At 42.1% G+C, this 24356-nt stretch carries 22 protein-coding genes and 1 other RNA gene; 13 read left to right on the top strand and 10 right to left on the bottom strand.

Annotated elements, in window-relative coordinates; all coding sequences use genetic code 11:
* The first annotated feature begins 327 nt into the window (after positions 1–327).
* Complete coding sequence (locus tag PH_RS09975; RefSeq protein WP_231833718.1) at positions 328–612, top strand: AAA family ATPase; 285 nt, start codon at positions 328–330, stop codon at positions 610–612.
* Positions 588–1697, top strand: coding sequence for an ATP-binding protein (locus PH_RS03920; RefSeq protein ID WP_231833719.1), 1110 nt, complete (start codon positions 588–590; stop codon positions 1695–1697). The genes PH_RS09975 and PH_RS03920 overlap by 25 nt, the downstream gene beginning before the upstream one ends.
* A 332-nt stretch (positions 1698–2029) precedes the next feature.
* On the opposite strand, the gene PH_RS03925 is transcribed toward PH_RS03920, so the two are convergent.
* The 4 genes from PH_RS03925 to PH_RS03940 all read right to left on the bottom strand — a co-directional run bounded on the left by PH_RS03925 (position 2030) and on the right by PH_RS03940 (position 6505).
* The gene (locus tag PH_RS03925) at positions 2030–2701 is read right to left on the bottom strand and encodes a hypothetical protein (RefSeq protein WP_048053235.1); all 672 of its coding nucleotides are present in this window, start codon (positions 2699–2701) and stop codon (positions 2030–2032) included.
* A 1-nt stretch (position 2702) separates the two neighbouring features.
* Positions 2703–3002: a NitrOD5 domain-containing protein gene (locus tag PH_RS03930; RefSeq protein WP_048053236.1), complete on the bottom strand. Its 300-nt coding sequence runs from the start codon at positions 3000–3002 to the stop codon at positions 2703–2705.
* The gene (locus PH_RS03935) at positions 2995–4356 is read right to left on the bottom strand and encodes an ATPase domain-containing protein (protein WP_143522680.1); all 1362 of its coding nucleotides are present in this window, start codon (positions 4354–4356) and stop codon (positions 2995–2997) included. Before PH_RS03935 ends, PH_RS03930 begins: the two co-directional genes overlap by 8 nt.
* Positions 4357–4789: 433 nt before the next feature.
* Positions 4790–6505: a pyruvate/oxaloacetate carboxyltransferase gene (locus PH_RS03940; protein ID WP_010884930.1), complete on the bottom strand. Its 1716-nt coding sequence runs from the start codon at positions 6503–6505 to the stop codon at positions 4790–4792.
* Between the two features lie 116 nt (positions 6506–6621).
* Here PH_RS03940 and PH_RS03945 point away from each other — a divergent pair, with 116 nt between their 5' ends.
* The 4 genes from PH_RS03945 (at position 6622) to PH_RS10085 (ending at position 13093) form a co-directional block, all read left to right on the top strand.
* A complete protein-coding gene (locus tag PH_RS03945) occupies positions 6622–9192 on the top strand; it encodes an alpha-mannosidase (RefSeq protein WP_010884931.1) in 2571 nt (856 codons plus the stop codon).
* Positions 9193–10155: 963 nt separating this feature from the next.
* Positions 10156–11340, top strand: a complete 1185-nt coding sequence (locus PH_RS03955) for an ATP-binding protein (protein ID WP_048053238.1) — start codon at positions 10156–10158, stop codon at positions 11338–11340.
* 380 nt (positions 11341–11720) lie between these two features.
* Positions 11721–12074 carry an AAA family ATPase gene (locus PH_RS10105; RefSeq protein ID WP_010884933.1) on the top strand — a complete coding sequence of 118 codons (354 nt, stop codon included), beginning with the start codon at positions 11721–11723 and terminating at the stop codon, positions 12072–12074.
* Between the two features lie 71 nt (positions 12075–12145).
* Positions 12146–13093 (top strand): ATP-binding protein, encoded by a 948-nt coding sequence (locus PH_RS10085; protein ID WP_394295103.1) that lies wholly within the window; start codon positions 12146–12148, stop codon positions 13091–13093.
* Here PH_RS10085 and PH_RS03970 read toward each other — a convergent pair.
* The gene (locus PH_RS03970) at positions 13082–13483 is read right to left on the bottom strand and encodes a hypothetical protein (RefSeq protein WP_010884935.1); all 402 of its coding nucleotides are present in this window, start codon (positions 13481–13483) and stop codon (positions 13082–13084) included. The two genes, PH_RS10085 and PH_RS03970, sit on opposite strands and share 12 nt — an antisense overlap.
* Between PH_RS03970 and PH_RS09850 the strand changes: the two genes are divergently transcribed.
* From PH_RS09850 to PH_RS03980, 4 genes are all read left to right on the top strand, one after another.
* Positions 13482–13799, top strand: coding sequence for an ATP-binding protein (locus PH_RS09850; protein ID WP_162465518.1), 318 nt, complete (start codon positions 13482–13484; stop codon positions 13797–13799). The two genes, PH_RS03970 and PH_RS09850, sit on opposite strands and share 2 nt — an antisense overlap.
* A gap of 22 nt (positions 13800–13821) precedes the next feature.
* Positions 13822–14037, top strand: a complete 216-nt coding sequence (locus tag PH_RS09470; RefSeq protein ID WP_231833720.1) for a DUF234 domain-containing protein — start codon at positions 13822–13824, stop codon at positions 14035–14037.
* On the top strand, positions 14034–14183 hold the full coding sequence (locus tag PH_RS09800) for a hypothetical protein (protein ID WP_158298157.1): 150 nt from the start codon (positions 14034–14036) through the stop codon (positions 14181–14183). Before PH_RS09470 ends, PH_RS09800 begins: the two co-directional genes overlap by 4 nt.
* Before the next feature lie 662 nt (positions 14184–14845).
* Entirely contained in the window at positions 14846–16216 is a 1371-nt protein-coding gene (locus tag PH_RS03980; RefSeq protein ID WP_010884939.1) for an ATP-binding protein, read from the top strand.
* A gap of 137 nt (positions 16217–16353) precedes the next feature.
* Here PH_RS03980 and PH_RS03985 read toward each other — a convergent pair whose 3' ends face one another.
* A complete protein-coding gene (locus tag PH_RS03985) occupies positions 16354–17217 on the bottom strand; it encodes a dihydrodipicolinate synthase family protein (protein WP_010884940.1) in 864 nt (287 codons plus the stop codon).
* Between the two features lie 124 nt (positions 17218–17341).
* On the opposite strand from PH_RS03985, the gene PH_RS03990 reads away from it, so the two are divergent.
* Together PH_RS03990 and PH_RS03995 are read left to right on the top strand one after the other, a co-directional pair.
* Positions 17342–18763: a TldD/PmbA family protein gene (locus tag PH_RS03990; protein ID WP_048053240.1), complete on the top strand. Its 1422-nt coding sequence runs from the start codon at positions 17342–17344 to the stop codon at positions 18761–18763.
* Positions 18764–18773: 10 nt separating this feature from the next.
* Positions 18774–20096, top strand: a complete 1323-nt coding sequence (locus PH_RS03995; protein ID WP_048053241.1) for a TldD/PmbA family protein — start codon at positions 18774–18776, stop codon at positions 20094–20096.
* Here the strand turns inward: PH_RS03995 and PH_RS04000 are convergent, their stop codons facing one another.
* The 3 genes from PH_RS04000 to purB form a co-directional block, all read right to left on the bottom strand.
* Entirely contained in the window at positions 20097–20432 is a 336-nt protein-coding gene (locus PH_RS04000) for a hypothetical protein (RefSeq protein WP_010884943.1), read from the bottom strand. It lies immediately after the preceding gene.
* Between the two features lie 40 nt (positions 20433–20472).
* The gene (locus PH_RS04005) at positions 20473–21825 is read right to left on the bottom strand and encodes an RsmB/NOP family class I SAM-dependent RNA methyltransferase (protein ID WP_010884944.1); all 1353 of its coding nucleotides are present in this window, start codon (positions 21823–21825) and stop codon (positions 20473–20475) included.
* 70 nt (positions 21826–21895) lie between these two features.
* The gene (purB, locus tag PH_RS04010) at positions 21896–23248 is read right to left on the bottom strand and encodes an adenylosuccinate lyase (protein WP_010884945.1); all 1353 of its coding nucleotides are present in this window, start codon (positions 23246–23248) and stop codon (positions 21896–21898) included.
* A 631-nt stretch (positions 23249–23879) separates the two neighbouring features.
* Between purB and PH_RS09575 the strand changes: the two genes are divergently transcribed.
* Positions 23880–23935, top strand: an RNA gene (locus tag PH_RS09575) — C/D box small nucleolar RNA.
* Here the strand turns inward: PH_RS09575 and ridA are convergent.
* Positions 23935–24315: a 2-iminobutanoate/2-iminopropanoate deaminase gene (ridA, locus tag PH_RS04015; protein WP_048053242.1), complete on the bottom strand. Its 381-nt coding sequence runs from the start codon at positions 24313–24315 to the stop codon at positions 23935–23937. The two genes, PH_RS09575 and ridA, sit on opposite strands and share 1 nt — an antisense overlap.
* Positions 24316–24356 lie beyond the last annotated feature (41 nt).

A 24356-nucleotide genomic window follows, 5' to 3' on the forward strand; every position in this document is an offset into this window, starting at 1 on the left:
TCCTTAATGAATTTACATAGGCAGCAAAATATTAAGTGAAAGAGTGTGGGATAGTATTCTAAGCATGATGTAGGATGGGAGGCCCTAAAAGTTCTTCAAGAGGTTGAGGAGAAGAATAAAAAAAGTTAATTTTAGTGGAAAAATTAATCTAAGGCCTCGTAGGAAGAAACGTGGAGAAAAGGAAAGAGTCAGGAAAGAGGGTTACTTAGTGTAGGATTTGGGGAATCCCTTGGAGGCCGCTAGAAACAGTAAATGTGGATAGCTGTAATGCTGGGCTATTTGAAATCAACGGTAAAACTTATTAACTAACAAAACATACTTATGAGTATGATACTCACGAGTAAGTTTGTAGACAGAGAGAGGGAGTTAAACTTCCTAAGAGAACATTATCATTCCGGAAAGGCCGAACTGATAGTTATTTACGGCCGAAGAAGGATCGGAAAAACATACCTCCTACGAAAATTCCTTGAGGAAACTAATGGAATATACCTCCTTGCAGAAGAGAACGAGACAAACTTGGAAGATTTCTCCTTAAGACTGGCAGACTACTTCAAGGATCCCTTTCTGAAAGAAAACCCCATTAGAACTTGGGGGCTTTCTTCACGTATCTAGCTGGAAAGAGTACTAAAAGATTAGTAGTAGTTATAGATGGCGTTCAATATCTTGTTAGAGCTGAGAAAGGATTCCTCAGCACCCTTCAAAAGTACTGGGATCTATACTTGTCATCAACAAAGATAATGCTCATACTCTGCGGTTCACTTGTTTCCTTTATGGAGGGCATTCTTTCCGGAAAATCCCCAATATACGGAAGAAGAACGGGAACTTGGAAGGTAGAAGAAATGTCATTTTTTGACGTGCTAAAGTTTCATCCAATTGATATAGAGACAGCTATAAAAATATACGGTGTTTTTGGTGGAGTTCCACAGTATTGGGTAGACTATGATCCTGGGAAAGATTTCTGGGAAAATATAAAGGATCTAGTCCTATCCAAAGGTGCGAAATACTATGATGAACCTAAGTATTTACTTAAGGAGGAGTTAAGGGATGTCTCAAGATACTTCTCAATATTAAGGGCAATATCACTTGGATACTCACGCTTTGGTCAAATAGCAGACGCGGCAAGGATCGAAACAAAAAGTCTCGGGAAATATCTCAATGTTTTGGAGGAAATGGGATATATAAGAGAGGAGAAGCCCATTGTTGGAAGAGGCAAAACAGTTTATAAGATAAATGAGCACTTTTTCAATTTCTGGTTCCGCTTCGTCTTTCCCAGGAGAAGTGAGATAGAAATGGGGTTCGATGTCGTTGAGGAGATAAAGAAGGAGTTTAACAACTACCTTGGTCCTGTGTTTGAGGAGATATCTCGTCAGTTTCTTATAGAAATGAACAAGAGGAAAAAGCTCCCGTTTAGGTTTACTAAGATCGGTAGGTGGTGGTACAAGGGTGAGGAGATTGACTTAGTTGCTTTGAATGAAGATGAGAAGAAAGCCCTCTTTATAGAAGTCAAGTGGAAAAATCTTGAGAGAAAAGAGGCATATAAAATTTTAAAAGACCTAAAAAGAAAAGCAGAACTTACTGGATTGCACGACTGGAACAAGGCCTATGGAATAATAGCAAAAAGCATCATGGAAAAAGAGGAGTTAAGAGAAGAAGGCTTTTTAGCCTGGGATTTAAGAGATTTTGAATTAATTAACTAAATTAATGAGCAGGTTAACCTGAAACTGCATGAGGGTTTAAAGTCTATACAGAAATCCTTATCCACACTTTATCTCACGGTGGTGGTAGTAGAGGATCTTGCCAAAAGTTCGGTAATATTGAGTTAAAGGAATGCACCCTAAAGCTTAGGGCATTACGATTGCATCCTTCTACCCCCCACTATTAATGGTCTCCAGGATTTGCCAATAAATAGGGATATCGAGCCATTAAGTGTTATGATGTTGCTTTGTTCCAAATTTCCTTTAGGGTTCCTGGTACAGATTTTAAAATATAAATAAGATGAAAAATGTTGGAAAAAGCTTCTTGAAAGATCTTAACCTATTGGAAAGAACCTAAGCTCTGGGTAAACTGTATAGTACCATGACTTTAGATTGTACTCAACAAACACGCTCCTTATCACCGTTAATTTTCTTTTAATTTCACTCCCCTTAACATCCACTCCGAATTTAAAGAGGTTAAGGGCAAAGCTGTTCACGATTTCTGTGATGTTTTCCGGGAATGCTTTAAAGTTAAAGGTGATTATGATGTTGTTATTCTTACCCCCTCCCAAAACCCTAATAAGGCCTGGGAGGAGCATGACAAGCTCTCCTGGGTACCTTACCCCGAAGATATCCAAGCCTAAAACTAGGAATAGGGTGTTATTCTTTGTTCCTAAGTTCGTTTTAATTCTCCCAACGATGAGTTCCGGATCTTTAGTTTGGATGAGAAGTTCTTGACCTAGATTCTCTTCAAAGAAAGAGACTACTGAGATTAACTTAGCACCCTTTTTGAATATCTCATCGGCATCTTCGTACACGGACTCCAAGTACCTTATAATTGAAGCGTAAGCATCGCTGAAGGATATTATAACGAACTCCTTATACTCTGGTTTTAGCGATTTTATCACATGATAGAGTACGCTCTCAATGTCGCTACCTATTTCATGGTTGAAAATCGTTGGGGTAACCCTTTTAGAAGACTCAACAATTAACTCCAGCGGATTCACGTTACTCACCATAAATCTTTCGTATTTCGCTAACTAGTTCCTCCAAGGAGTTTGCTTCTATATCCTCTCCGAGGCGCCCCTTGAGTTTGCTTATTATTACCATCTCCAACAACCTTGCGCTGTACTCTCCAAAAAGCTTTGAGACCGCTTCTTTAAACTTCTGAGGATCGTCATACGCTAGCTCAATTCCGCTATTGAGCGTAGCCCTTAGATGGGCCTCTAACACTGCTTCCAGCCCAGGGGCAACCTCCCTAAGGGCTAATATTATAGTCTTCGTCAAAATATCCCTCCCTTTACTCATAAATTTCCACCCCTCTATTCGTGATCTCATACTTGTGTATTTTTCTTGAGTGATTGGAGCCTCTCGCTTTTATAATCGCTAGCCTTTTCTCTATTTTTTCATTTTCTATCTCATACTTGAGTAGTATTATGACATCAACCATCGTGCTAGCTCCCGTAAATGGAACAACGTCAAACTTAGCCTCCTCAGTAAACGTGAAATAAGTTGTGATCCTCTTTTCCTTTGTTAGGAGTTGGAGATATCTTAACATTTTTGTTAGTTCTTTTTCATCTAAGTGCTCTCTTAAAGCCGTTAGACTATCTATTATCAACGCCTCTGGCTTAAATTCTTCTATTATCTCTTTGATCTTTATGTAAGTATGTACCGGCGTTTTACTTTCAGGCACCCATGCAAAGATTTTGAGATTCCTTCCTAAAACTTCCTCGATTGGCATCCCGTAGTTTTTAGCAGATCTTATTATCTGATCTATTGGTTCCTCAAAAGTGATATAAGCAACCTTTCTTCCTTGGAGTGCGTTTGCTATGGCGAAGTGAAGGGAGAAGGTTGTTTTTCCAGTCCCAGTCATACCAACTATAAGAACGCTTGAACCTTTGTATATTCCTCCATCAAGCATCTCATCGAGCCTTTCTATTCCGGTTGTAATCTTTTCAGATGTATAATCCTTCTCGCTTATCTTGAGTTCAGGAATCGTCAGGAACTCTATTCCATTTTTAGTTATTACATATTCGTACTCAGCTCTTTCAATTTTTCTCCTTCTCATTTTTGGAATTTCCATTACCCTTCTTGTCACTTCTCCAAAGGATTTATACTTCAATATTATTACTCCATCGACAACGAATTCTTCAACTCCATACCCAATCGTTTTACTTCCTATAGGTTTTTCAGCAATTAAGAGTGCCGTTGCATCATTGGCTTTTATAAATCTACCAAGGATCGTGTGCAGGAATATTCTGGTCTTTTCAGCACCTAAAAGCTGAGTAAATACACTTATTGAATCGATAACTATTCTTTTAGGATGAAAACTTGATATTTCGCTCATTAAGAGTTCGATTTCTTTTTCTACAGCATCTTTACTCACCGTTACAAGATCAATAAATTTAAAGAGTCCGTTATTCTCAAGCTCTTCAAAGTCCATTCCAAGTTGTTTCATGCCTTTATAGAATTCCCACTTTGTCTCCGCAAGTGAGATATACATTCCCTTCTCTCCAAACTTTTTAGCACCGTTGTAGAGATAAGTGGCCGAAAGTATTGTTTTCCCAGTTCCAGGCTCTCCTACAATTAATATCATAGATCCGTTAGGGAATCCACCCCTGAGAATGTACTTGTCAAAGTATTCAATTCCAAATTTGGTCATTTTACCCCTCAATTTTGTTTTTGTTGGGTATTTTAAATCTTTACTTAAATCATAGATATGATTAAAAGGAGTTCCAACAATTAAGAGCATTTTGTTTAGTCTATATTTTGTGTTGAAATATTACTTTATATTAAAATTTTATTGTATTAATTAACTTAGTAATAATTTCGAGTTTTTTACTACTAATGATTTTAAATTAATAACATCTTAAATTTAAAACTAATCCAAAATATAACAAATATCCAAACATTTTAAATAATTTACATTTATAACGATAAATTTTAGTAATGGCTAAATAATTTTAAATCGTAATAAATTCGAGGCTCAATATAAAAGTTTGACATATAAAGCAAGAGGTCAATCGAGTAAATTACGTTTAAGGGCTTTATGAAGTAGATTTAGGTTATTGCAGTACTAAAAAGAGAGAACTTCACTATTCTAACTCTATTAGTGGTTGTCCTGTGTCGACTGCTTCTCCTTCCTTGACTAGTATTCTCTTGACAACACCATCCCTTGGTGATGGAATCTCATTCTCCATCTTCATGGCTTCAAGAACAAGCAAACCCTGACCAACCCTAACCCTATCCCCAACCCGAACAAGAACCCTCAAAACCTTACCAGGCATAGGAGCAGAAACAACGCTCCCGCTAGGGGCTACTACCTCCCGCTTGGGAGGTTGTGAAGGGATAGCTTGAACTTGGGGCTTGGGCTTAGGAGGCTCAAATTCTATTCCTTCGACGAAAACCTCGAATTCCTTCCCGTTGATGTAAATCTTTATTGGCTTTCCTTTCGGCTTCTCTTCAACTGGTCTAAGTCTTCCCTGTCTTCTGAGCTCAAAGAATTCCAAAGCTACTTGAGGAAAGAGGCAATAAGTTACAACATCTTCCTCTTTTTCAAGGTAACCCTTCTCCTTAAGCTCTTTCTTAGCTTTCTCAAGCATTGGTTCAAGTAGATCAGCAGGCCTAACGTTTATGGGTTCCTCATCACCAAGGATAAGCTTTTTAATTTCCTCCTTTATCTTCCCAGGAGGTCTTCCATAAAGTCCCCTAACGTAATCCTTCGTCTCCTTGGTGACCTGTTTATACCTTCCAAAGAGAACATTGAGAACCGCTTGAACCCCGACTATTTGAGAAGTTGGGGTCACTAACGGTGGATAGCCTAGATCTTCCCTAACCCTTGGTACCTCCTCTAGAACTTCCTCTAACTTATCTAAGGCTTTGAGCTCGCTTAACTGCTTTATTAAATTAGAATACATTCCTCCTGGGATTTGGTGGATTAGGACATTTGGATCTCCATGTATGGCCTTTTTGGTCAGCAAGTGATCGTACTTCTTCTCTAGAAGGTTTGTCAGGTACTTGGAAATCTCGTGAATTAGCTTTATATTAAGTTTCGGCCTTTTCCCTTTTGGAAGTGCATAGTACATCGTTTGAACCGCGGGCTGAGCAGTTCCCCCAGCTAGTGGATAAATTGAAGTATCAATGTAATCGACTCCAGCTTCAACTGCTTTAAGATAAGTAGCCACCGCTAAACCACTCGTTGCATGTGTATGAAAGTTTACCTTGATTCCATAACGCTCTTTAATTTCCTTCACGAGCTCGTAAGCTGTTTGAGGGTCGGCCAATCCGGCCATATCTTTAATTGTTATGTAATCCACGTCAAGCTCGATAAGCTCGTCAACCTTCTGTAAGTAGTAGTCTATTGTGAATATTGGACCGGTGGTATAGCATATCGCCCCCTGAACTTCAGCACCGATTTCCTTGGCTTTCTTAATTGCTGTCTTCATGTTCCTAACATCATTCAAGGCATCAAATACCCTAAAAATGTCAATACCATTTTTATAAGCAAGTTCTACAAATTTTTCCACGACATCATCAGGGTAGTGCCTATATCCTACTAGATTTTGACCCCTTAGCAACATTTGAAGCTTTGTCTTCCTTATATGTTCCCTTAGGAGTTTTAATCTCTCCCATGGATCTTCTCTCAGAAACCTTAGTGAAACATCAAAAGTTGCCCCTCCCCAAACTTCCATAGAATAGAAGCCTATTTTATCCATCTTCTCAGCAATTGGAAGCATATCCTTCGTACTCATTCTCGTGGCTATAAGAGATTGGTGAGCATCCCTAAACGTCGTGTCTATAATTTCAACCATTATTTCAACCTCCTTCTTTTACCCCATTTATATTACCTCACTATAAACGTATCTAAACCAGAGGTGTCCCTTAATGTCTACAAAAGGTTTTTCTTGATCAACGTTAAGGTGTTGATATGACTAACCCCTGGAAAATTTTCCTTGTGAGTTACGCTCACATAGACAGTGAATGGCTCTGGAAAGTCGATGAGACTGTTAATATTTGCAAGCTCACCTTCGAAAATACTCTCAAACTTATGGAAAAGTATAACTTCCTTACCTTTGCTCACGGGCCAGTTTTCTATTATGAACTTATGGAAAGTCATTATCCAAACATCTTTAGGAAGATAAAGGAAATGGTAGATAGGAAGCAGTGGAAGATCATAGATGGATCCTACGTAGAGTTCGATGCCAACATCCCCTCTGGAGAGTCTCTGATCAGGCAGTTTCTATATGGAATTAAGTACCTTGAGGAAAAATTTGGAGTAAAGCCTAGAACCCTTTACCTTCCGGACTCCTTCGGCTTCCCTCCAACCTTACCTAAAATACTGTGTGAGGTTGGAATAGAAAACTTCGCAACGAGTAAGCTTAATTGGAACGATACAAACCCCTTTCCATACCATATATTTAGGTGGAAAAGCAGAAGTGGAGAGGAAGTTCTAGCTTACAGCACTCCAGGAAGTTATAGCGACTATCTTTCGGATATTAAAAGGATACTCTGGAACGTGGAGCAACAGAGGGAAAAGCAGGAGATCCCAGTTATTATGCAAGTCTTTGGTAGGGGAGATCATGGGGGAGGACCGGAAGAAATCGAGGTTCAGAACGTTAAAAAGTGGATGGAGGAATATAAGGGTAGGCTGGAACTTATTGCATCGGGGATGGATGAGTTCTTCGATTATGTGAGGGAGCACTACCTGAAAGATCTTCCCATCTTCGAGGATGAGCTCTACCTTGAGTTTCATCGAGGCATCTTTACTACGGGGGCATGGATAAAAAGGTTCAACAGGCTAAATGAGCACCTGATCCTTCAAGTGGAAAAGCTGTACTCTCTTCTGAAGATTCTCTATGGTATTGAATATCCCTGGGAAGGAATCCTTAATTCCTGGAAGGCGATCCTCCTTACCCAAGGGCACGATGCCTTACCTGCTTCTATAACTAAGGAAGTTTACGATGACGTAATGAGGAGGAGCTCCAACGTGTACAAGGGTCTTTTATCCTTCCTCAGAAATGGGTTAAAGGTTATAGCTGAGAAGGAAAAAGCCCGCTACATCGTCTTTAATCCAAACTCGTTCCCTGTTTCCCCCTATATAAGGACATGGGAAAGCGTTAATGGCTTCTATCAAAGGCTTAAAAATGGGAGTAAGCTGGTTTACCTTTCAGAACTACCCCCGATTGGATTTAAAGGCTATGAAGAGGTGGGGGAAAGGCCGGAGGACTTCGTGAACATTGTGGAAAGGGAGAAGGATTTTATACTTGAGAACTCCTATCTTAGGGTTACTGTGTCTAAGAGAACAGGTTGGATAACGAGCATCTATGATAAGAAGAACAAGCGAGAAATCCTCAAAGAACCAATACGACCTAGGATTATGTTAGATTATCCAATGCCTTTTAGAGGTCGCTTTGTGCCAGCTTCAATGTTTGATGCATGGGAGGTTTATTACAGGGAGGGGATAAATAAGTACTTTCACCGTGACCTCAGGGCTAAAGAAGTTTTTATCTCAGAGAGAGGTCCGCTTTACGCTTCTATCTCAGCTAAATTCCATTATAAGCAGTTCCTAGGAAAGGCCTCAACTATGGAATTTGAAATTGGCCTCTATGCAGATAAACCTTACGTTGAGGTGAGGTTTAGAGCTCACTGGAATACCCACCATCGCTTCTTGAAGCTTTTAGTTCCAGTAGCCATTGATTCAGACAAAGCGGTATTTGAAGTCCCCTATGGGATCGTTGAGAGAGCTGATGCCTGCAGATCTGAAAATCCTAGGGAGAGGGCGAAATACGAGGTTTTGGGGCATAAGTGGGTTGACATCTCCGATGGAAGTTATGGTGTTGCAGTAATAAACGATTCTAAATACGGGTTCAGTTGGTGCAATGGGGTTCTGAGAATTAGCTTGTTAAGGTCTCCCTCCCAGCCATTAGCTGACTTCATAATGAAGTTCATTCGCATGAATAAGAAGGCCCAGGAGAAGTTCCAGGATATTAAGCTCCAAAAGTCCGGAAAATTAAAGAGGGAAATTATAAATATAATAATTTGGCTCATGGTTCTCTTCAATGAGCTTAGGAACAAAAAGAAAGTAACTCCGATAGATAGAGGTTATCACATAGCCACAGTGTGGGTGTATCCTCATGAGGGAAATTACGTGAAGGGTAACGTTCCAATGCTTGCTACGGAGTTAAACACGCTTTACATCCTTCAAAAGGGATCAGGAAGTAGCTCTACCATCTGGAACTTTATAAACGTGGAACCTCAGGAAAAACTTCAAGTTGTAACCGTGAAGCCATGCGAAAATGGGGATTGCTTTGTTTTAAGACTCTTCAATCCAACAGATGAACGCCTTAAAGCGATTCTAAGATTTAACGTTAAGGTTAAGAGTGCTGCCGAGGCTACCCACGATGAAAGGTTTCTCAGGGGGCTCCCTGTGAGGGACAACTCCGTGGAGGTATCTCTAGGTTCTTATGAAGTGAGAACCTTACTCATCACCGTGTTGTGATTTAATGCTTCTTGAGATTGTGATGTGAAGTCCCGGAGATAGAATGTAAATTAAAAATGATACTCACGAGTAAACTTCCTAAGAGAGTATTACCATTCCAGAAAGGCTAAACTGATAATTATCTATGATGGAGGATCGAAAGACGTACTTCTTATGCAGGTTCCTGAAGGAAATTAATAGACTCGCAGAGGAGAACGGGATGCTTCTCTTCACGATTAGCTATAAGGATCCATCCCTGAAGGAAAATTCTTCCATTAGGAGTTGGGAAGTTTTCTTTACTTACTTTTTTTCTTCGAAAGTTTGGGCGGGGAAGAGGTCAGCTAGCTAGAAAGAGCACTAAAAGGTTAGTTGTTGTTATAGATGAAGTTCAGTATCTTGTTAAAGCTGAGAAAGGGTTCCTCAGCACTCTTTCATGGAAGGCATTCTATCAAGAATAAAGAAGAACGGGTACTTGGAAGAGAGGAGTTGAAGTTTGATGTGCTGAAATATCGCTGAACTCTTCCTTTATCTCTTCCATTACGTCAAATCTCATTTTTATCTCACTTCTCCTGGGAAGCACAAAGCGGAACCAGAAATTGAAGAAGGCGTCGTTTATCCTAGCTAAGGGATTTGCAGAGGTTCTCAATACAGACCTAGTTAAACCCTGGGAAAATAAAGCCAGAAGAACTACTCAAATATGATCTAATAGGATTAGGTTTCGGAATTTATTACTGGAAACATCACAGAACACTCTTTGAGCTTATCAGCAAGTTTCCAGAAGTAAAAGGAAAGAAGGTTTTTATTATTCTCTACTGGCGGAATTAGCATACCTTTTATTAATTACAGAAAGCTCAGAAAAGCCTTGAGAGAAAAGGGATTTGAAATAGTTGGAGAATTTTTGCAGAAAACTTAGAGACACTTATGAGAAGTATAAATTCTCAACATTTATAAATACTTGAGAACTAAAATTTCTCAGGTATGCATATGAAGTTGGATGATATAACCTATATGAACCCCTGGTGGGAAGGAAAAGAAGATTACCACGTAAAACAATGGGAAAAGCAAAAAGTCCATTGGGAGCCAAAATGGATTAGAGAGATCTCTCTCAAGCCCTTCTCTCTTAATTTCGTTCTTGGGCCACGTCAGGTAGGGAAAACTACTGGCATAAAGCTTCTCATTCAAAAAATCTTAGAGGAGAATCCGCCAGAATCAGTCCTTTATTTAAACCTTGAGATTTTACCAACCTATAGGGAGCTTTTAGACATAATTCGAGAGTTTCAAGAATTAAAAAAAGAGGAAGGGATAAAGACTGGGTACATTTTCCTAGATGAAGCTTCCTCACTTGAGGGGTGGTGGAGAGGGGTTAAGCCCCTTATCGATTCTGGACTTTTGGAGAACGACGTAATTACCGTTACAGGTTCAAGCTCACTTCGAGTTAGGAGAGACATTGAATTGTTCCCAGGGAGAAGAGGAGGGGGTAAAACTTTAGAAGTAATGCCCCTCTCCTTCCCAGAGTATGCAAGAGTAATGGGGCTGAAAAAACACAAGCTAGAGGGTAGCAAGGTCATTAAGCTTTTTGAGAAGTACATCCAAACGGGAGGCTTTCCTGGATCTATAAACGGTTTTCCCATGGAAGATTTGCTCGGAGCTTATATTGGAGAGTTTGTTCGCTTTGGAAAAAGCTTGGAGATAGCAAAGGAAATCTTCTCAGCTTTAATAAGAAGTGCACCTTCGGCGACTAGTTTTAGAGCGTTAGCAGAAATGACATCGGGCTACTCCTACAAGGTAGTCCAGGATTACATTGAATTTTTCAGAGATCTCTACATCCTGGGAATGGCATACCTTAAACAGGGAAATCAGGTAATGTACAGAAGGGAAAAGAAGTTCTTCTTTAGGGATCCTTTGCTTGCGAAGCTCTTCTCCCTGTGGAGTGGAACGGAAATTGGAAAAGATGCCCTTTATGAGTGGATTGTTCAAGAGCATGTATTTAGAAAATTTGGCGAGATTCATTACTTTAGAAATAGCTATGAAATTGACATCATCGCTAGTGATATGAAGATTGAAGTTAAAGCTGGAAAAGCCCACAGGAAATATCCAAGAGGTGTGAAAGTTTTAGAGAAAGAAGATGTTCCATTTTTCCTAATTGAACTTTATAATGAGGATTGCTAAAAGCACAGATTGAGGACTTTTCAACACTCTGAAAAGTCTCACCCATTATTAGGGTTGTACAAATATAACTTGAAAGTCAACAGCGAAGTGCGCGTGTATGAGCTTATCCCTTATGCGGATCACAGGGAAGCTGAGGTCTCTTGAAGATTTTAAAATGTGAAAAGCTTAATTTCGAGTGTTGTTGGGTTGAATGTAAAGAAGAACCTTGAAGATGTGGGGAGTCTCCGTTTCCTGAAGGTTCCACGATGAAAATGGATAATGTTTACACTTTTTACTCAAAAGTACTGGATAGGCAGAACGACTCATTCACTAAACTTTCATCAATTCACCTAAACTGGTCATTGGGAAATTGAGCATCCAAAAAGCCTTAAATACTAATCATGATTAGTCAATTTATTGACAGGAAAAGGGAGCTGGCAATCCTCGAAAGGGAATGGAAGAACACTCCATCCTTTGTAGTCATCTATGGAAGGAGAAGGGTTGGAAAGACCCGGCTTCTCGTGGAGTTTTCCAAGGGAAAGAAGGTCTTCTTTTACACTTTTATGGAGGGAACGAAGGAGAGTCAGGTTAAAAGCCTCGCAAAGGAGCTGGTAGACTTTTTCAATGATGAGATCTTTCTAAGCTTCTCCGACTGGTACCCTCTGTTCAAGTACCTTTCGGGAAAATTGATGGAAAAACTCTCTTTGTATTCGACGAGTTTACCTATGCAGTTAAAAGCGATAGAAGCATCTTAAGTGCCCTTCAAAGAGTCTGGGATCACGAGTTAAGCTACAAGCCAGTAATGCTTGTTCTCTCAGGTTCACTAATGGGGATAATGGAGGATAATGTTCTTAGCCATTCTTCTCCCCTCTACGGTAGAAGAACAGCTGGCTTCAGACTCCGTTCTCTAGGACTCTTCCCTTCACTCAGGTTCTTCAAGAGCCCCATAGAAGGCCTTAAGTTTTACATGCTCCTCGGTGGAATTCCAGCTTACCTCATCATCGCCTCCCGCTACGAGACAGTAGGGGAGTTCGTTGAGAGGGAGTTCCTCACTCCTGAAGGGTACTTCTACGATGAGCCGTACATAGTCCTCTCCGAGCTTAAGGAGCTGAAAACTTACTTTTCAATACTTTCGGCGATGTCATCCGGAAGGAGAAGGCCCTCAGAGATAGCCAGCGAAGTTGGCCTGGAGGGGAGGAAGATATATCCTTACCTTGAGACGCTAATACGGCTTGGTTTCGTAGAGAGGGAACTTCCAATTGCAAGAAAGGAAAAACGGGGCCTTTACAGGATTTCCGACCCAATGCTAATGAGCTGGTTCTCGCTCATCTACCCAAACAGGACGGAGATAGAGCTTGGGACTATAACGCTCGAGAGGGTTGAAAAAATCCTCCAGAGGATTTTTTCCTTCCGCTTCGAGGACGTTTCGAGGGAATTCCTCGTGGAGATGAATAAAGCTGGAAAGCTTCCCTTTCGCTTCACTAAGATCGGTAGGTGGTGGTACAAGGGTGAGGAGATTGACTTAGTTGCTTTGAATGAAGATGAGGAGAAAGCCCTCTTTATAGAAGTGAAGTGGAAGGATCTTAAGGAGAGGGAAGTTAAGGGGATCCTGAAGGATCTAGAGAAAAAGGCTGGGCTTGTGGGTCTCGATGGATGGGATAAGAACTATGGGTTAATAGAGAAGAGCATCGAGAGGAAAGAAAAGCTTAGAGAAGAGAACTACCTCGTGTGGGACTTGAAAGATTTCGATGCTCTTAAGATTTTAAGTCAGTGAAGTTTCAAGGCTCTCCTCAGCGATCTCCAGTAGTTCCCAGGGTGTTAGGACTTCTATTCCATCCGGCTTTCTTTCAAGTACCCTCTCGTTCGGAACGACGAGAACTCTCTTGCATTTGAAGCGGCTCAGCTTCTCCTCGATCCTGTGGATTTCGCTGGCCTTTATCCCTTTTCTCCACTTGACCTCCCCGACGAGCTCAAGCCTCTTGAATCCTTGAAGGGCAACGTCCAGCTCAAGGTCGGGCAGTTCGACCTTCACCGGCCTCAGACCATAGGCCTTGGCTAGAAGTCTCTCGATGAAGCCCTCAACGTGCCTCGGGAGCTTTTCGTCTATTGCCTTTCTTATGAACTCACGTGGGGTGAGCTTTTGGGAAAACATCGAAAACCTCATGCTGAGGAAGGAGAACTTCCTCTACGCCGAGGCCGAGTTCCTTCTAAGACAGGAGCTTAGGGAGCCGGCAAGATACTTTGCGATCCTGAGGGCGATATCACTCAGGAAGACAACGCACGGGGAGATAGTGGACTACACCGGCTTTGACAGAGGAATCGTCTCGAAGTACCTTGACAACCTCGCCAGGATAAGGGTGATCAGAAAGGTTCATCCTGCCTTTGAGCCCGAAAAAAAGGAGGAACATGCGGTACGAGATTGCCGACAACTACTACGCCTTCTGGTTCCGCTTCGTTTATCCCAACAGGAAACTAGTTGAAAGGGAACTTTATAAAGAAGCCTTGGAACTCGTAAAGAGGGACTACAACCATTACATGGGTCGGGTGTTCGAAAAAGCCTCCCTTGACTTTCTATGGAAGCGCTTCGCCTTCGAGCGCGCTGGGAGGTGGTGGAGTAGGGAGGAGGAGATCGACGTCGTTGGAGTAAAGAGGGGAATGGCTTACTTCTTTGAGGTCAAGTGGAAGGATTTGAGCGAGAGGGAAGCTAGGAGATCTTGAAAGATCTTGAGAGAAAAGCAGAACTCGTGAGTAAGCTGAAAACCCTGCCGAGGAGATTCGGATTGGTGGCAAGGGGATCGAGGGAAAGGAAAGGCTCATCGATAAGGGCTACCTGGTTTTCGACGTCAAGGATATGTTCCGGTTAGGATAGCTCTCTGGATTTGCTCAGGAAATTGGGTCGTTTCGAAAGGGTTTATGGATTTTATAAGGTGGTTGCTCATCGCTGATGTCACCTGCTTTGAGATCATCGCTTCAGGAAGCGATGGATCTCAAGTGTCTCGTATGTATTAGACTCAGACCAGTGCAAGGATGAGGGTAGCGTAACAATCACGGCGGTTCCGACCACGAGCGATGGTCTTATGACAACCTGGCAGTAAGCTATGTCGTCCCCCTAGAACTTCTCAAGGTCTCATTCGCAAATCTCGTCAAGGCAACACCTTGTCCTGAGTTCGATCTAGATAAACTGGATGTAGAGGTGAAGGTGGCGACGATCCTATCCGGTCAAGGCACCAGCACGGAAGACATCTGCAACAATCTGCCCAAGAAGGTAGGAGAGAAATCATCAAAAGTGTTGATCCCTTCAAGGTAGAATAGGAGGACGACAACAAGCGAGCAAGAAGAGCAGAAGGGGGCATTACATGCTGAACACTTACTTTGCTTTCTGGTTCCGCTACGTTTACCCAAACGCTGACTTGATCGAAAGTGGGAAGGCGAATTGTTATGGATGGCATTTATATACCTACAAAAATAACGTATAATAATCGAAACGTACTTATATCTAATTATGATTATATATAAGGGTGATTAGATGAAATTCATCGATCGAGAACTAGAAATGGAAATCCTTGAAAGGGAGTGGGAGAATAGGCCTTCCTTTGTTGTTCTCTACGGTAGGAGAAGGGTAGGAAAAACCCGTCTCCTGAAAGAATTTTCAAAGGATAAAAGAACCTTCTTCTTCACCTTTCCTGAAGCGATCAAAGAAGTTCAGATGAAAGAGTTCAAGAAGACCATGGCAGAATTTCTAGGTGATGACTTCGCCAGAAAACTGGAAACAAGAGACTGGCTTGACCTTTTGAGGTACCTTGCAGAGAAAGTTGATGATTGCCTCATAGTTCTCGATGAGTTCACATATGCCATAAAGTCAGAGAGAAAGATATTGAGCGATCTTCAGAGAACGTGGGATGATATCCTAAGTGAGAAAAAAGTCATGCTTGTGATTTCTGGTTCCCTCCTTGGCATGATGTGGGATGATGTGCTGAGCTATGCATCACCACTCTACGGTAGGAGAACAAGGAGCATGAACCTTAAGCCATTTGATTATCCTAATGCACTAAAGTTCTTCTCCGATCCGGAGTTTGGAATAAGAGTATATATGCTCGTCGGTGGGATTCCATCATACCTTAAGCTCGCGGGTCGCTACAACACCGTTGAGGAGTTCATCAGAGAAGAGTTCCTAAGTGACTACGGCTTTTTTTATGATGAACCTTACGTCCTTCTCGGAGAGGAGCTTAGAGAACTGAAGACGTACTTCTCGATACTTAGGGCGATAGCAGAAGGAAACAGAAGACTCGAGAGGATAGCGAACTTTATCGGCTTACCCATGAGGAGCGTTTACCCCTACGTTGATACGCTTGTGAGGCTTGGATTAGTGGAGAGGGAAAGCCCCATTCTGGGGAGCAGGAAGGTGAGCCTCTATCGCATTAAGGATCCAATGCTCCTCACGTGGTTCACCCTAACTTATCCACAGATGGCCGAGATAAGCTCTGGAACGGCGAAGCTTGACAGCTTATACAAGGTCTATTCCATCCGTTTCGAAGAGCTGGCTAAAGAGTTTCTCACATTATTCCGTCCCATAGAGTTCGAAACCCTTGGAAGGTGGTGGTATAGGGGAGAGGAGATAGATATTGTTGCCCTCAGGAAGGATAAGACCACCCTAATAGAGGTAAAGTGGAAGGATTTGAGTAAGAGGAGTGCTCTAAGAGTTCTTCGGGAGCTTGAGGAGAAATCCGAAAAGCTTCATCCTATCGAGAATATTGGGTTGATAGCAAAGAGCGTGAGGGGAAAGGAAAAGCTCCGGGAAGAAGGTTACCTTGTGTGGGATCTAGAGGATATAATAGCCCATGGATTCAAACAGAATCCTCAATTCGGTGATCTATCTGAGTACTTTCCGAAATTATAATGGAGGAGTTTAAAAAGGCTTATTAAATTTTGTACGGTCTACTCAACGAGAAGCTCCGCCTTTTTCAATTCCTTTAACTTCTTGGGAAGAATTTCTGCAGCTCCCCATTTTTCAATAAAATACTAAAAGAGGGTTATCTAGCTAACGATTTCCTTAATCTTTTTGAAAACCTCTTCCCCATCCATCATGTAAGGAGGCCTTAAGATGGGTTTTATAGGAAATCCCCTAGCAACCATTGCAAGCTTTACCGCTGAGGCAAAGGAGGATGCTATGCTGTAGATTTTAGTTATCTTGACAAGCTTTCTTGCAGAATTCATAGCTTTCTCGAGGTTACCCTTCTTAAATGCGTTCCAAACTTCCAAGTGGATCTCTGGGACAAAGTTCGCACACGCCATTATCCCTCCATCGCCTCCCAGGATTAAATTGGGGAGGAAGTACTGGTCTAATCCAGTAAAGACTTTGAAGTCCTTTCTCTCTTCTTTTATCTCAATTAACCCACTAAGGTACGTCAAGCTATCAACGCTGGCCTTTACCCCAATTACATTAGAATATTCAAGAGCTAGCTTCCTTACAACTTCTAAGCTTATTGGATTTGCACAGGAGGGGATCGCATAAAGGATTATTGGGATGTCAACCTTCTCAGCAACCATTGAAAAGTGCTTAAATATGGCATCTTCCTTAAGTCTGCAGTAATATGGTGAAACTATCACAACACCATCGGCCCCTATCTCCTTCGCATGCTTCGTCAACTCTATTACTTCAAACGTGCTAGTTGAACCAGTACCAACTAGGTAAGTTCTAGAGGTGACTTCCCTTCCCTTTTCAGCTAGTATCTTCCTTTCTTCTAGGCTTAAGCTTGTAAACTCTCCAGTGGTAGAGTTGATGAATATTCCATGAACTCCCTTTTCCTCTAGGAATTTTATGAGCCATTCGAGGGCTTCAAAGTCTATGGAATGATCCTCTTTAAACGGTGTTATTAGGGGAACTATTACGCCTTCCATGGGATCACCACAAAATAGAGCAACGCTCTATGCACTTTAATTATATATTTAGATGAAAGTCGAAGCGAAAAAATTTTTATTGTTTTAAATCTACAATTTTATGCATTTGAACGGGGTGGTGTACATGCATGACCTGTTAGAGTTCGCCATTGAGAATGCCCTAGAACTGGGGGCTAGTTATGCTGAAGCGAGGTTCGAGGAAAAGCAAGGAATTTCCTTAGCTATGAAGAACGGCATTCCTGAGGGCATGGAGATTCTATCCGACAAAGGAATTGGGGTTAGGGTTCTTGTAAACGGTGGGATGGGCTTTGCAAGTACTAACGTTCTAACGAAGGAGAGCATTGCTGAGACTGTGAAAAGGGCCGTGAAGCTTGCTAAAGCGGCTTCAAAGCTTAGAAAGGAACCGATAACCTTCAGCGAGGAGGACTTCCATAACGTATACTATGAAGTGAAGATGAAAAAAGACTTTAGGGATGTTTCGCCGGAAGAGAAGCTCGAGCTACTTAAAAAGATCGAGGAGGAGGTCACCTCAACAAACGTTAACGTCCCTATGAGGTACATAGCCTATAGCGATCACGTTTGGCACAAGGTATTCATGAACAGCGAAAACGCGAAGATAGAGAGCCTGATCCCAAGGGTTTCCGTAATGTATAACCTGGTTGTTTTCGAGAACGGTCAAATGGAACAGGCCCCATTCATTCAAAGGGCTTTCTCCGGAGGTTTGGAGTTAATAGAGAAGGATGAACCCTGGGAAAGGGCAAAGAGAGAGGTTGAAACCCTCCGGAAGATAATAACTGAAGGTAAGAGATCTCCAGAAGGGAAGGTTGACGTTATTATAAGCCCCGAAGTTGCGGGGATAGCGGTTCACGAGAGCGTTGGCCATCCATATGAGCTTGACAGGATAATGGGAAGGGAAGCCGCCCAAGCTGGGGAGAGCTTCGTAAAACCGGAAATGCTTGGAGAGAGGATTGGAAGTGAAGTAGTTACCGTAATAGACGACCCCACGATTCCAAACAGCTGGGGCTTCTACTTGTACGACGATGAGGGAGTCAAAGCTAGGCCCAGGTACTTGATAAGGAACGGGATCATAACTGAGTTCCTAATGAATAGAGAGTACGCTGCAAAGCTCGGCCTTAGGTCAAATGCTGCTGCAAGGGCGATAAACTATAACAGGGAACCAATAGTAAGGATGGCAAATACTTATCTAGCCCCAGGAGATTACTCCTTTGAGGAGCTTATTGAGGATGTTAAGCTCGGTGTTTACATGGTAAGCTTTAACGAGTGGAACATTGACGATAGGAGGTACCAACAGAGGTACATAGGGAGGGAAGCTTACCTAATAGAGAACGGTGAGATAAAGCATCCAGTGAAGAGACCTATTCTTGAGATAACGACTAGGGGCCTTTGGAGTAGCGTGGATGCCGTTGGTAAGGAAGTTGAATTCTACGCCGGAACTTGTGGAAAGGGAGAACCAGGACAGGGAGTCCCAGTTTGGATGGGAGGAGCTCATGCAAGGCTGAGGGATATCCCGCTTAGGAGGCCGTGAGGTGATGGAGATGTTTGAGGTTAACGAGCTTATACTTAAGAAGGCTAAAGAGCTCGGCCTCGGCGATGTAGTTGTTCTAAGTTATGAAACCGACAGGAGGCAAGTTCGCTTTGCGAACAACGAAGTTACCGTAGCCAAGCATTGGCACGAGAGGAAGGTTGAGCTTTTTGTTGAGTGGAAGAAGAGGATAGCTGGAACTTCAATTACTGACTTGAGTGAAGAAAACATAGAGAGAACTCTCAAGACCCTTAAAGCAAACTTGGAGAAGATGAAGCCCAAAGAGGATTACTATGGAATAGCCGAGGGCCCCTTCGAGTATAAAGATATCCCCGAAACCTTCGACAAAGCTATAATTGAGCTCGACGATCCCAGTGAGTACGTTGAAACCGCTATAAATGCAGCTCTTGAAGAAGGGGCCAAAAGGGTTGCCGGGGTTCTATACACGGATCACGACAAGATATACTTAACCACGAGCAATGACGTTGAGGCCTTTGATGAGGGTACTGGAATAGAGATAAGCGTGAGGGCCTTCATAGGTGACCTTGAGAGCGGTCACGGGACAAATTCCGTAAGGGTTCTCAAGAAGTTTGATCCGGAGAGCGCTGGGAGGAAAGCTGGAGAGATAGCGAAACTTGCGAGAAATCCTGAGCAAGGGCCTGAGGGAAGGTTCGACGTCATCTTTGATCCATTGGCCTTTGCAAACTTGCTAAGCTATATGGGATGGGCCTTCTCGGCCTTTGCAGTTGAAGCTGGCTTCAGCTACTTCGCAAACAAGCTGGATCAGAAAGTTGCAAGTGAGATAGTTACCATAAAAGATGTTGGAAACCTTCCGAATGGCTACGCGACAAGGAAGTTTGACGATGAGGGCGTACCAACGAAGGAAACGATCCTTATACACAAGGGAATTCTTAAGACATACCTCTTCAACACGAGTTTAGCTAAAAAGTACGGAAGGGAGACAACTGCTAACGCTGGCCTCATAGCTCCGAGAGCTTGGAACATCGTCCTGGAGCCGGGGGATTACACTAAGGATGAGCTCTTCCAAGAGGTTAAGAAGGGAATCTACATAACGAACGTCTGGTACACGAGGTTCCAAAACTATATGACTGGAGACTTCTCAACGATACCCAGAGATGGAATATTCCTGATCGAGAATGGCGAGCTTAAGCCGATCAGGAACATTAGGGTTAGTGACAACATGCTCAGAATACTTCAGAACGTTGTAGCTCTAAGCAAGGAAAGCTATCACGTTCACTGGTGGGAGGTTTCAAGGCCCGTCACGACGCCTTACGTTCTCGTAAAAGAAGTAGGAATAACGAGAGCAACAAAGTAGTCACTTACCCTTAAGGAATATCCATAGTCCCAGGAGTAATCCAGGACCCACAAGGAGTAAAGGAGCGACGTAGTCCCTTAAGTATGAAGCTAATGCATAATAGTTCAGCGCAAAGGAGCCCAATGTCATTCCGAGGATTATATTCTTATCTGCGGCCTTCCTCTTTCTTCTTATATCCATTGACATGCTTTCAACTACTAAGAAGCCCAGCAAACCGTAACCTATTGCTCCTAGGATTGCAGCAATTCTCTGGGCCCAGGTTATTGAAAACGCTGCTATAAAGAGCATCACTAAGCCTCCTCCGGTGAAGAACATAAATGAGAATATCTCAAGCATCAGTGAACACCACTTTTACTACGTTGTAAAAGATATATAATTATTTCGATTTCTCCAGGAGAGCATAGAAGAATCCTATGGTTGAGTGTCTATGGGGCCAAGCTCTCATCGTTCCCTCTAGGAATCCTGGATCATAGGGAGATTTTAGGGGTACAAGTTTGAACTCCGGATGAACGTTTAAAAACCACCTTATGTTCTTCTCATTTTCTTCCTTAAATATGCTGCAAGTTGTATATAGTAATCTACCGCCAGGCTTAACTAGTCTTGCAGCACTTTCTAACAGTTCCCTCTGAAGCTGGCTCATTTCATTTATCTTATCCTCCCTAAGCCTCCATCTCAATTCAGGATTCTTCCCTATAGTTCCTGAGGATGTGCATGGAGCATCTAGGAGAACCTTATCAGCTACTTCCTCCCCTATTATTTCGGGGGCCTTCCTAGCATCTTTAACTAAGGGCTTTACTATTTTAATTCCCATCCTCTTAACGAAATCCTTAAGCCTCTTCATTCTCATCTTATCCACATCAAATGCATAGATCTTCCCCTTATTTTTCATTAGTTCAGCTAGATGGGTAGTTTTTCCTCCTGGGGCCGCTGCTAAATCAACAACAGTTTCTCCGGGCTTGGGATCCAAGACTATGGAAGCGACAGCAGATGCCTCCTCTTGCACTATAATCTTACCCTCGTTAAAAGCGCTACTTGTGTCAAAGTTGTAGGGCCCTTTAATTTTCAATATCGTCGGTACCCTTTCGCTTCTGACTACCTCAACGCCATCTTCCTCTAGTTCCCCTATTACCTCCTCGACGTTTGCCTTAAGGGTGTTCACCCTGATGCTTATCCACTCGTGCCTCTTGTTAACGGATCTGAAGAAATCTTCGGTTTCATCACCTAAAATTCCCTTCACCCTCTCTATGAGCCAAGATGGGGCTAGATACTTCCACTCAAGCTCTTCAAGCTCATTCTTTGGATTTGGCTTATATTCAAATATTTTATCTAGCAAATCCCAAAAGTACATTCCAACGTAGGGGTGAGTTCTTGAAGAGATAAAGTCGGAAGCCTTCCATCTGAGATTCTTAATAGTTTGAGAGCTTGGATCATGGAAAAGGGCTATATCAACGGCAACCCTAAGGGCAGCTCTCAGCCAGGGGTCTAAAATTAGTGGAGTTACGCCAACGATCTCTTTTATAACCTTATCGATTAATCCCTGCTTTTTCATGATATCGTAAAATATCATCGTTAGGACTCTATTTAGCCAGGCTTCCTCTACATCGTGCTTTTTAAATGCTTCCCTCTTTGCGTATTGACTCGGCTTTATTATCTCTCCCAATCTTATGGCCTCTATTATGGCCCTTATTCCCTTTGGAGGTATTGAAAGCTTCTTTTTCTCTGCTTCCATCGAAATATAATCCCTTAAAAATCTCTTTTAAATTCAACGTTTTATCTCAACAATAAAAAATAGAGATAGATTATAATCCCCTTCTTTCCATCTCCTCAACATATTCAATGACTTTTTTGACTATTTCCCTTGCTTTGCCAATGTAATTTTCTGGTTTTAGCTCCTCAAGATCTCTCTCGGTTAGATACTTAGTTATTTCTCTACTTTCCTTTGCAACTTCCAGGAGGTCTCTGTTTTCACGGAAAGCTTTCATTGCAAGTTGCCTTACTACTTCATGAGCTTCCTGTCTTCCCATTCCTTTCTCGGCAAGCTTTAACATAAGGGGCTCGGCCATGATCAAGTTCTTTGTTAAATACAAGTTCCTCCTTATGTTCTCGGGGAAGAACTCCAGTCCAGTTAAAACCTTCTTCATGGTCTTGAGCATCTCATCAAGCAATACAAAGCTCTCTGGAAGGATAACCCTCTCAACGGAAGAATTCGTCAAATCCCTCTCATGCCAGAGTGGGTTATTTAGCAACGCCGGAATAACGTTGGAGTACAAAACCCTCGCAAGTCCACAGACCTTTTCAGTTCTTATGGGGTTCCTCTTGTGGGGCATCGTAGATGAACCTACTTGCTTCTCCCCGAAGGGTTCGCTTACCTCAAGTATTTCAGTCCTCTGCAGGTTCCTTATCTCCAACCCCATCTTATCCAGAGTTGAAGCCACTAAAGCCAGGAAGAAAAGTAGTTCAGCGTAGACATCCCTTTGCACTATTTGATTCGTTATCCTTGCAGGCTTGAGACCAAGATCTTCCATCACCAATCTCTCAATTTCAAAGGCTTTTTCTCCAAATGAGGCCGCAGTTCCCACGGCCCCTCTCATCTTACCAACGAGAACCCTCTCCTTAAGCTGGTATAACCTCTCTATATGCCTCTGGATCTCATCAAGCCACAGGGCGAACTTCATTCCATAAGTCGTCGGAACTGCATGTTGGCCATGGGTCCTCCCTATGCATACCGTACCTATATGCTTTTCCGCAAGCTGCTTCAAAATGGATCTAAGCTCTTTAAGATCCCTTTCAACTATCTCAAGGCTTTCCTTGATTAACAATGCATTGGCCGTATCTATTATATCATTAGAAGTTGCCCCAAGATGAACGTACTTTCCATGTTCTCCGCAAACCTCGCTTAACGCTTTAACGACGGCCATTATATCATGATGGATCTCGGCCTCTATCTCCTTAACCCTCTCAAGCTTAACCCACTTTGTATTAGCCCTTTCCGAAATAACCTTAGCGCTCTCTTCCGGAATGTTTCCTACCTTAGCATGAGCCCTTGCTAGGGCAGCTTCAACGTCAAGTAGCTTTTGCAACTTGTTCTTTTCATCCCATATCTTCCTCATCTCCTCACTACCGTAGCGGTAATCTATTGGGTGAACCGCCATTATATCACCATTTTCACGGTAAAATTAATCAATATAAATGTTTGTTTTTGACATATTTGTAGAAATCTAAAAGGCTCATCATTTGAGGATTTGTAAAATTTAGTCAGGCAACTTAAGAGCTAGGGGCTAGAAGCTTAAATTCAAGGATATTAAGTAGCCACACAACTGAGCTAGTGGAAAAGAGCTACCTTATTTTTCTTAGGGTTATCAGTTTGTCTTTATTTTCTTTCAGTCTTGGAATTTTCGTCGAAAGATAAGTTATTTTATCTTATACCCTCATATCTCTTTACGTAGGAATTAAGAAGCTAACAAGAGCCCGATTACCAGAATCCTTCACTTATTCTCTTATATGTTATAGAGGCAAGGTTCTCTGTAAGTGAAATTCCCTCTTTTATCTTGATCCAGCTCTTAAAGTGGGAGTCATTTCATTTATGGAATGGGGGAATAAAGATACCATACTAAAATATTAACCTCATGGCCAGTTCCTTTGGAACGTATTTCCATCTTACCGCAAATAAAAATGTACTCAAGTAAACCACCAGTATAAATGGTACAAGTCTTAAGTTTACAAATTCTAGCTGTTTAAATGCTATTAGTTTACCTTATAAACTTTTAACAATAAAGTAAAGAAGGCGATGATGAAGCCTTCCGCACCTGAATGATGAGGAGTGGACGGCTTCCTGAGCCTACTCCTTATATGCTATGGCCTCTATCTCAATTAACACATCTTTTGGAAGCCTAGAAACTTCTACCGCAACCCTTGCAGGCTTGGATTCTCCAAAGTATTCAGCATAAACCTCGTTCATCTTTGCAAAGTCGTTCATATCCTTTAGGTAAACGGTTACCTTAATGACATCATTGAGGGAATAACCGGCGGCTTCCAAAATAGCCTTTATGTTCTCCAACACCTGTCTTGTCTGATCCTTGATATCTCCTTTTACTATTTCTCCAGTTTTTGGATCTATTGGGATTTGGCCTGCGATAAAGAGGAAGTTTCCGGCCTTAATGGCTTGACTATAGGGACCTATTGGCTTTGGAGCATTTTCAGTAAAGATCACCTCTTTCATAGGGATCACCACGAAATAATAGGGGAAAGACATAATAAATG

Origin of the sequence: Pyrococcus horikoshii OT3 (assembly GCF_000011105.1) — an archaeon.
In the GTDB taxonomy this organism is placed as follows: Archaea; Methanobacteriota_B; Thermococci; order Thermococcales; family Thermococcaceae; genus Pyrococcus; species Pyrococcus horikoshii.